The sequence below is a fragment of the Shigella sp. FC1661 genome, assembly GCF_001712525.1.
GTDB classification, from domain to species: Bacteria; Pseudomonadota; Gammaproteobacteria; order Enterobacterales; family Enterobacteriaceae; genus Escherichia; species Escherichia coli.
The window spans coordinates 26644-35673 of record NZ_MDGW01000099.1; the positions used below are offsets into that span (position 1 = coordinate 26644).

Here is a 9030-nt window from a genome sequence, read left to right on the forward strand (position 1 = left end):
TTATTGCCGGATTGCGCGTAATCGTCACCATCCGGCAATATTACGGTGATCCTATCGAAACAGCGGTTTAACCGCGACAGGAATTAACAGTTGTGATTGCCATTGCGCCAGCGTTAAGCGAGACAGTTCACCCAGTGCACGGTAGAAAGGGTGTTCTGCTTTTTCGATAAAAACATCAAGAAAACGTGTTGACCACGGAAAAAGGTGCCATGCCAGCAATTCTTCGCATTCTGTCTGGCGACCATTCTCCGCCAACCACGCAGCCATCAACAGCAGTGAACCAAAATGATCTTCCGGTTCGTATTGCTTCATTTCAAACTGAATGCCTTTCTCGCGCATCCACTGACGAAGTGCCAATGTTGAATCGCCAAACAGCACAGATTCGCGATCCAGCCAGACCGACCCCCACGGCGGAGACGGCAGTGCCCACGGGCCGACAAACAAACGCTGCCAGGCCTGGGCGTGAGTCTCTTCACACTGTGTCTGAAAAGCCGTCACCAGCGGCGCTAATGACGCTTCTGGTAGAGGCCACTGAGTTTCCCAGCCGTCACTGGTGAGTACCGCAACCAGAGGTGCGGCTTCCGCACTCTCTGGAGCGTAATAAAACAGCGCGCCCAACACGCGCGCCGCGACAGAAAAATTATCTTGCTGTGAAAAATGGGTCATTCCTAACATCCTGAAATGTGCGGGTTGCCCCGCACCAATTTGTTAACCTGCAATAGCCATTCCTACTGTCATGTGCAGGCCATAAAAGAGCACACGCCCGATCATCTCACCGCCAAGTATGAGGATTAGCCCCAGAATAAGTCCGGCAACGTGAGGTTCACGGCGACGAATGAGCGGGCAAAGCCAGCATCCAAGACTTGCGCATAACAATACCACACGCCAGACCTGTAAGGAGGCGTAATCTGGTACCAGTGCGCTGGCTTGTTGCACGGATGAGTGAATAGACGCCAGAGACAAACCTTGCAGCACAATCACCCCGGCACAAGCGATCAGCGCCAGAACGCTAATGATGGCAAATGGTGTGGTATTAAATGTAACGCGAGCTGCCCGCAGAATTGCGGCAGCAAGTATTGGATCGCTCAACAATACCGTCAGGAAGAAAGCCAGCGTAGTGTAACCGTTATGCCAGGTTGGCACGGTGTCGATTTGATACACGCAGGTCATCATCCAGACGAAAATGACGCCGAGCGCCATGCTGACAAGTAACCAGAGTTTCCCCAACGCTTGCGGCATTTTACCGATGACCGCCACCAGCCACCATAGTCCACCAACGGCAAAAAATATGGAACCGGCAGCAATCTCGTTACTCAGACCAGAAGCTCCGATTCGATTCAGCGAGTTAAACGCTCGCAGTGGCGATCCCAGGTGCATGACAGAGGCAATAAACCCGATGCCCATCAACAGCCAGAGGAAAAACATGCCACGGACAATACGCTGACGGTCTGCGTCATTTTTGGCGGCGAACCAGCCAATTCCGCTAACAATCAGCGCGCCTACTACGCATTGACCCAATACGGTAAAGATAACCAGTGGCCATTCATGCCATCCATTTCCCATTTTACACTTCCTCCGGATTAGCCAGATAACCAGTGGTATCGCCGGTCGGGCGGCTGTTGGCGTTAGGTTTGATAACGATATTGGGTTTTGTGAAATGCGCGCGCGGCAGTGGCGCGACGGCAGCCAGAGTGCCGTGCTTCTGGCGCAGCTCTTCAATTGGACCGAACTCAAGTGCACGCAGCGGGCAGGATTCGATGCATATGGGTTGTTTCCCCTCGGCGACGCGCGAATAACAACCATCGCAATTCGTCATGTGCCCTTTTTCAGCATTGTACTGTGGTGCGCCGTACGGACAAGCCATGTGGCAGTAGCGGCAGCCGATACAAACATCTTCATCAACCACCACAAAGCCATCTTCACGCTTATGCATTGCGCCGCTGGGGCAGACTTTTGTACATGCGGGGTCATCGCAATGGTTACAGGAGATGGAGAGATAATAAGCGAACACGTTCTGGTGCCAGATGCCATTATCTTCCTGCCAGTCGCCGCCAGCATATTCATAAATACGGCGGAAACTGACTTCCGGGCCAAGATCTTTAAAATCTTGGCAGAATACGCGGAGTCACTTTTGCGGCAATCAGCATTTCTCCATTATTGTTAAATACCCGCACGGTATCGCCATGACGGATACCGCGTGCCTGAGCATCAATGGGGTTGATCCACACCTCTTGTGGGCAGGCCTGCTGTAACACATCAATATTGCCGTAGCTGGAGTGGGTACGCGCTTTGTAGTGGAAGCCCGTTAACTGCAGTGGATAGGTTTTCCGCAGGGGATCGTCCCAGCCATCAAAACCTGGGGTATACGCAGGAAGGGGATGAATAATTTCATCTTTTTTCAATTCCCAGGTATCTGCAATCTTCGCCAGTCGTTCAGAATAAATTTCGATTTTCCCCGAAGGTGTTTTCAACGGGTTTGCCTGTGGATCTTCACGGAATGCGCGGAAAGCGACGTAGTGTTCTTCCGGGCATTTTTTCTTAAAGATCCCGGTCGTTTTCATCTCCTCGTAGTCGGGCATCTCAGGGTTACGTTCCTTCGTTTTCGCATGGAGATATTTGATCCATTCATGCTGACTGCGACCTTCAGTAAAGGTTTGATAAACGTCTGGTCCTAAGCGTTTGGCGACTTCACTCAGCATCCAGTAGATGGGTTTGCGTTCAAATTTTGCTGAGGTTGCGGGTTGGGCGAGGATCACATAGCCCATATTCCCTGCAGATTCATGAGAGATAAGGTCTTCTTGCTCTGTTGGCATCAGGTCGGGCAACAGGATATCGTAATACTTAGCCGAGGCCGTCATGAAGTGGTCAATGCCAACAATCATCTCGCACTTGCTGTCATCCTGAAGCACCTCATGGGTGTGATTGATGTCGCCATGTTGATTGATCAATGTGTTACTGGCGTAGCACCATAAAAACTTGATGGGGACATCCAGTTTTTCTTTTCCACGAACACCATCACGGGTCGCGGTCATTTCCGTACCATGGTCGATGGCATCTGTCCATGTAAAGACGGAAATCTGCGTTTTAACAGGATTCTCAAGCATCGGGAACCATTCTACCCCCAGATCCCAGCTACCTTCGCGTACACCTGAGTTGCCGCCGTTTATGCCAACGTTACCGGTGAGAACGGAAAGCATGGCAATAGCGCGGGACGTTTGCTCGCCGTTGGAATGTCGTTGTGGCCCCCAACCCTGACAAATATAAGCAGGTTTTGCTGAACCGATCTCTCGCGCCAACTGGATAATTTTTTCTGCCGGGATGCTGGTGATTTTTGCTGCCCATTCCGGCGTTTTAGCTATGCCGTCAGGCCCTTCGCCCAGAATATAGGCTTTATAATGCGCGTTACGTGGTGCGTTGGCGGGCAGCGTTTTTTCATCGTAACCAACACAATATTTGTCGAGAAATGGCTGATCGACCATGTTTTCAGTAATCAGTACCCAGGCAATTGCACAGGCCAGTGCGCCATCGGTGCCAGGGCGAATGGGCAGCCATTCATCTTCACGCCCGGCAGCAGTGTCGTTATAACGTGGATCGATGACGATCATGCGTGCGTTTGAACGTTCGCGGGCTTGCTCGACGTAGTAAGTGACACCACCGCCGCTCATCCGCGTTTCTGCCGGGTTATTTCCGAACATAACGACCAGTTTCGTATTGGCGATATCATCCGGGCTGTTGCCATCATTGGCACCGAACATATAACTCATTGCGGCACTGATCTGTGCAGTACTGTAGCTGCCATAGCGACTGAGAAAACCACCGCAAGAGTTCATCAGACGGTACGGGACGTTTGAGTTGGTGATGTTTCCGCCATCTACGCCTGTTCCGTACAGGACATGTACAGCCTCATTGCCGTAATCTTTCAGGATCCGCCGAAGATTATCACTGATGGTATCCAGGGCTTCGTCCCAACTTATCCGTTCAAATTTACCTTCACCGCACTTGCCGACGCGCTTCATGGGATATTTCAACCTATCAGGATGATTCATCCGTCGGCGGATAGAGCGCCCGCGTAAACACGCTCGAACCTGATGATTACCGTAGACGTCGTCACCTGTCGTATCAGACTCCACCCAGTACACGGTGTCATCTTTCACATGCAAACGTAACAGACAGCGGCTCCCGCAGTTAACGGTGCAGGAACTCCAGACCGCTTTCTCTTCTACCGGAGCCTCTGCCGCCCGGACCATTTGGGAAAATGGCAGAATGAAAGCACTGCTTGCCAGCGCAAGACTGCCAAGTGCCAGACTTCTACGGCTGATTTCAGCCTTCATGAGCGCCTCTGTGGTATGGATTTTCATCATTACTCACTTATTGCTTTTCAAACAAAATGTCATGCCAGAATTTATGGTTGTCGTGGGTTATATTTTTTCGATCTCGACCAGATTAGTGTGCTGCGGGTTTCCCTTCGCCAGTGGTGAAGGGCGCAGAGTGGTTAGCGTATTCACACAGCCGCCATGGTCGATTTTATCGCCAGACATATTGGCCTCGTGCCAGGCTCCCTGGCCCATAGCGCTAACTCCAGGGAGAATACGTGGTGTTACTTTGGCTGGTAGCCGAACTTCGCCACGATGGTTAAACACCCGCACCATATCGCCGTTGGCAATCCCACGTTTCTGCGCATCTATAGGGTTGATCCACACCTCCTGACGGCAGGCAGCCTTCAGGAGATCAATATTGCCGTAGGTCGAGTGAGTACGGGATTTGTAATGGAAACCAAACAGTTGCAGTGGGAAGGTTCTACGTTCAGGGGAGTTCCAGCCTTCAAAGGTTGAGGCATAAACTGGCAATGGGCTTATCACTTCATCTTTTTCCAGTTCCCAGGTACGGGCAATTTCCGCCAGCCTGCTGGAATAAATTTCAATCTTACCGGAAGGCGTTTTAAGTGGATTTGCCTCGGGGTCGTCACGAAATGCTTTGTAGGCGACAAAATGGCCATTGGGATCTTTACGCTTATAGATACCCATTTTTTTCAGTTCGTCGTAAGACGGTAACGCCGGATCTTTGGCAAGCATTTTGGCGTACAGATGTTGTAACCATTGTTCCTGCGTGCGACCTTCTGTGAACTTTTGATAGACGTCAGGTCCAAGACGTTTCGCGACTTCACTCAGGATCCAGTAAATCGGTTTGCGTTCGAATTTTTCGCTGGTGACAGGCTGGAGGAAAATGAGATATCCCATGTTACCGGCGTAGTCGTTAGGAATAATATCTTCCTGCTCAACGGTCATCAGGTCTGGCAGCAGAATGTCGGCATATTTTGCCGATGAGGTCATAAAGTTTTCGATGACCACAATCATTTCGCATTTCGATTCGTCCTGCAGAATTTCATGCGTTTTGTTGATGTCAGAATGCTGATTAACGAGGGTATTTCCCGCGTAGTTCCAGATGAACTTAATGGGCACATCCAGTTTATCTTTGCCGCGGACGCCGTCGCGGATTGCCGTCATTTGCGGACCATGATCGATAGCATCTGTCCAGCTGAAGCAGGAGATTGACGTTTTGACCGGATTATCCAGCACCGGCAGGCGTTCTATGGTAATGGTATAGGTCGATTCACGCGCGCCACTATTTCCGCCGCTGATGCCGACATTGCCCGTCAAAATAGGCAACATAGCAATAGCGCGTGCAGTCAGTTCGCCGTTTGCCTGGCGTTGCGGCCCCCAGCCCTGGCAGATATAAGCGGGTTTTGCTGTGCCAATTTCACGCGCCAGTTTGATGATACGGTCCACCGGGATACCGGTAATTTGCGAAGCCCACTGCGGCGTTTTCGCTGTATTATCATCACCTTCACCAAGAATATAGGCTTTATAGTGACCATTTTTTGGTGCATCTGCGGGTAAGGTTTTTTCGTCATAGCCGACGCAGTATTTATCGAGAAAAGGTTGATCAACGAGATTTTCGTTAATCAATACCCAGGCAATACCCGCAACCAGCGCGGCATCGGTGCCCGGGCGAATAGGAAGCCATTCATCTTCACGACCAGCAGCCGTATCGGTATATCGCGGATCGATAACAATCATTTTGGCGTTCGATTTCTCGCGCGCTTTTTCAAGAAGATAAGTGATGCCACCGCCGCTCATGCGGGTTTCTGCCGGGTTGTTACCAAACATCACGACCAGCTTGCTGTTTTCAATATCCGTGGTGCTGTTGCCATCATTACTGCCGTAGGTGTAGGGCATGGCACAGGAAATTTGCTCGGTGCTGTAGGAGCCATACTGATTGAGTGAACAGCCGTAGCAGTTCATCAGGCGTTTGACCGCCGAGACTGATGGCGAAGAGCGGGTCATATTGCCGCCAACAATCCCCGAAGAGTACTGAATATATACAGCCTCATTGCCATATTGTTCGACGGTTTTTTTCAGGCTACTGGCGATAGTATCCAGGGCTTCATCCCAGCTAATCCGTTCGAATTTGCCTTCACCGCGTTTACCCACGCGTTTCATTGGGTAATTCAAGCGATCGGGATGATTAATACGCCGGCGGATGGAGCGACCGCGCAAACAGGCGCGTACCTGATGGTTGCCGTACTCATCGCTGCCGGTATTGTCAGTTTCCACCCAGGTCACTTCATTATCTTTAACATGTAGACGAAGTGCACAGCGGCTACCACAGTTGACGGAACAGGCACCCCAGATCACTTTTTCGCTGGCCTGTTGTACCGTTGCCGCTGCACTGCGCAGGGTGAACGGTAAAGAAAAACCGCCTGCAGCCAGCGCCAGAGAACCTATCGCGGTTGATTTAACGAGTGTTCTGCGGCTGATGCCCACCATTCGGTCATTTTTGGACATAACTCACTCCCTGTTCTTTATCGTTATATAAATGTTTATGTATTGAATATTTAGCGCGCTAACAATAGAGGGGGTCTACCCATTTTGGGTTAAGAATTATTAATCCACATCAATAGAAGGGTATGAGTAATAAGGTGGGATTATGTTGTATGTTCAAATCGCCGGATGTGTCATATCCGGCGTTCAGTCGATAATGTATTACTGCGGTTCGGCAGGCGCGCCATCCTGGGTAGACTGCGCGGGAGCAGAGACGTTAGCGCTGGTGGTACGGGTGTAGAGAATTTTATGCGTATCATTAGCACAATGCCCGACGACCTGGGAATCAGGCTGATCAACCTGGTCATTGGGTACAATACTTAATGTGAAGCTGCTTTCGGGTACGCCATTATTGATAATGCGCTGTGATATATCGCTCTGTATGCGCTCACAGGATCCCGGCGCGGCGAGTACCGCGGGTGAGGCGAGGGCGAGCAGAAGCGCGGCACAGCAGGTTGAGAGTTTCATCATAAGCTCCTTACGCGAAGATAACTTCTTTAAGCATAGCATTTAACGTGTAAAGTACTGTATTTGCTACTATGATTGAGAATCATCTCTACTCTCTGGTGACTGTTGTGAAATACAAATTACTACCATGCTTACTCGCGATATTCCTCACAGGATGTGACCGCACAGAGGTAACACTTTCATTTACCCCTGAGATGGCCAGTTTCTCTAATGAATTCGATTTTGATCCGCTGCGTGGTCCGGTAAAAGATTTCACTCAGACATTAATGGATGAGCAAGGTGAAGTGACGAAACGTGTTTCTGGGACTTTGTCGGAAGAAGGCTGTTTTGATTCACTCGAATTACTGGATCTGGAAAATAATACCGTGGTCGCTCTGGTACTGGACGCCAATTATTACCGTGATGCCGAGACGCTGGAGAAGAGAGTACGTTTACAGGGAAAATGCCAGCTAGCAGAATTACCTTCTGCCGGGGTGAGTTGGGAAACCGATGATAATGGCTTCGTGATTAAAGCCAGCAGCAAACAAATGCAGATGGAATATCGCTATGATGATCAGGGTTATCCACTGGGTAAAACCACGAAAAGTAACGACAAAACATTATCTGTCAGCGCCACGCCATCAACGGACCCGATCAAAAAATTAGATTACACAGCGGTTACTTTACTGAATAATCAACGAGTTGGTAATGTAAAACAGAGCTGTGAATATGACAGTCACGCCAATCCGGTGGACTGTCAGCTGATCATTGTTGATGAAGGAGTAAAACCCGCCGTCGAACGGGTTTACACCATCAAAAATACGATCGATTATTATTAATGCTATTGTGCGGTCGGCTTCAGGAGAGTCTGACCTGGTGTTTTGTGCTCTGCCAGATACTGATGCTGGAATATACACATGCGAATGGCATTACGATATTGACCATTAATAAAAAACTCATGCATCAATTCACCTTCAACCGTAAAGCCAAGCTTGCGGTAAATGTGAATCGCTTTTTCATTCTCTTTATCGACGATCAGATACAGCTTATAGAGATTGAGAACGGTGAAGCCATAGTCCATTGCTAATTTGGCGGCACGGGTTGCCAGACCTTTCCCCTGATACTCCGGGGAGATAATTATCTGAAATTCTGCCCGGCGATGTACATGGTTAATTTCCACCAGCTCCACCAGACCGGCTTTTTCGCCGTCACATTCCACCACAAAGCGTCGTTCGCTCTGATCGTGAATATGTGAAGTGGTCAACAAAAACTGGCCACCGAGTTAGAGTTTTTCCAGTATCGATTTTCCGATTCGTTTGGGGTAACCCACCACCGGCATCCATTCGTTCTTCAGACTCCTGAAGAAGCGTTCCATTGGGCTGTTATCCCAGCAGTTTCCGCGCCGGCTCATACTCTGTCTGATCTGGTATCGCCACAATAACTGCCGGAACTGCCTGCTCGTATAATGACTGCCCTGATCGCTGTGGAACATCACCCCGCCGGGCTTACCACGGGTTTCCCATGCCATTTCCAGCGCTTTCATGGTGAGCCTGCTGTCCGGCGAGAACGACATGGCCCAGCCCACTGGTTTTCTTGCGAACAGGTCGAGAACAACGGCGAGGTACGCCCAGCGCTTACCCGTCCAGATACAGGTCACATCACCGCACCACACCTGATTTGGCTCGGTCACGGCGAACTGCCT

General features: G+C 50.2%; 5 protein-coding genes and 4 pseudogenes. 1 reads left to right on the plus strand and 8 read right to left on the minus strand.

Features of this window, described 5'->3' with window-relative positions; genetic code table 11:
* Positions 1–51: 51 nt before the first annotated feature.
* The 6 genes and pseudogenes from dmsD to BFF42_RS07245 all read right to left on the minus strand — a co-directional run bounded on the left by dmsD (position 52) and on the right by BFF42_RS07245 (position 7349).
* Entirely contained in the window at positions 52–666 is a 615-nt protein-coding gene (gene dmsD, locus BFF42_RS07220; protein WP_000148717.1) for a Tat proofreading chaperone DmsD, read from the minus strand.
* Positions 667–708: 42 nt separating this feature from the next.
* Positions 709–1563: a selenate reductase membrane anchor subunit YnfH gene (gene ynfH / locus BFF42_RS07225; RefSeq protein WP_000526487.1), complete on the minus strand. Its 855-nt coding sequence runs from the start codon at positions 1561–1563 to the stop codon at positions 709–711.
* A gap of 1 nt (position 1564) precedes the next feature.
* A pseudogene (gene ynfG, locus BFF42_RS07230) lies at positions 1565–2113 on the minus strand (DMSO reductase like molybdoenzyme iron-sulfur subunit YnfG); the annotation flags it as partial.
* A pseudogene (locus tag BFF42_RS07235) lies at positions 2109–4358 on the minus strand (DMSO/selenate family reductase complex A subunit); the annotation flags it as partial. The pseudogenes ynfG and BFF42_RS07235, both read right to left, overlap by 5 nt.
* 60 nt (positions 4359–4418) lie before the next feature.
* Positions 4419–6845: a selenate/tellurate reductase subunit YnfE gene (gene ynfE / locus BFF42_RS07240; RefSeq protein WP_039059338.1), complete on the minus strand. Its 2427-nt coding sequence runs from the start codon at positions 6843–6845 to the stop codon at positions 4419–4421.
* Positions 6846–7043: 198 nt separating this feature from the next.
* Positions 7044–7349 carry a DUF1161 domain-containing protein gene (locus BFF42_RS07245; RefSeq protein WP_005024271.1) on the minus strand — a complete coding sequence of 102 codons (306 nt, stop codon included), beginning with the start codon at positions 7347–7349 and terminating at the stop codon, positions 7044–7046.
* Positions 7350–7456: 107 nt separating this feature from the next.
* On the opposite strand from BFF42_RS07245, the gene BFF42_RS07250 reads away from it, so the two are divergent.
* Positions 7457–8167 carry a YnfC family lipoprotein gene (locus BFF42_RS07250; protein ID WP_001321287.1) on the plus strand — a complete coding sequence of 237 codons (711 nt, stop codon included), beginning with the start codon at positions 7457–7459 and terminating at the stop codon, positions 8165–8167.
* A 2-nt stretch (positions 8168–8169) separates the two neighbouring features.
* Here the strand turns inward: BFF42_RS07250 and speG are convergent.
* Positions 8170–8592, minus strand: a pseudogene (gene speG / locus BFF42_RS07255) (spermidine N1-acetyltransferase); the annotation flags it as partial.
* Positions 8589–9030 (minus strand): annotated as a pseudogene (locus BFF42_RS07260) (IS3 family transposase); the annotation flags it as partial. The pseudogenes BFF42_RS07260 and speG, both read right to left, overlap by 4 nt.

What these genes read in the sequence shown, in the direction of transcription:
- dmsD (WP_000148717.1), bottom strand. Translation starts at nt 666, where the DNA reads ATGACCCATTTTTCACAGCAAGATAATTTTTCTGTCGCGGCGCGCGTG.
- ynfH (WP_000526487.1), bottom strand. Translation starts at nt 1,563, where the DNA reads ATGGGAAATGGATGGCATGAATGGCCACTGGTTATCTTTACCGTATTG.
- ynfE (WP_039059338.1), bottom strand. Translation starts at nt 6,845, where the DNA reads ATGTCCAAAAATGACCGAATGGTGGGCATCAGCCGCAGAACACTCGTT.
- BFF42_RS07245 (WP_005024271.1), bottom strand. Translation starts at nt 7,349, where the DNA reads ATGAAACTCTCAACCTGCTGTGCCGCGCTTCTGCTCGCCCTCGCCTCA.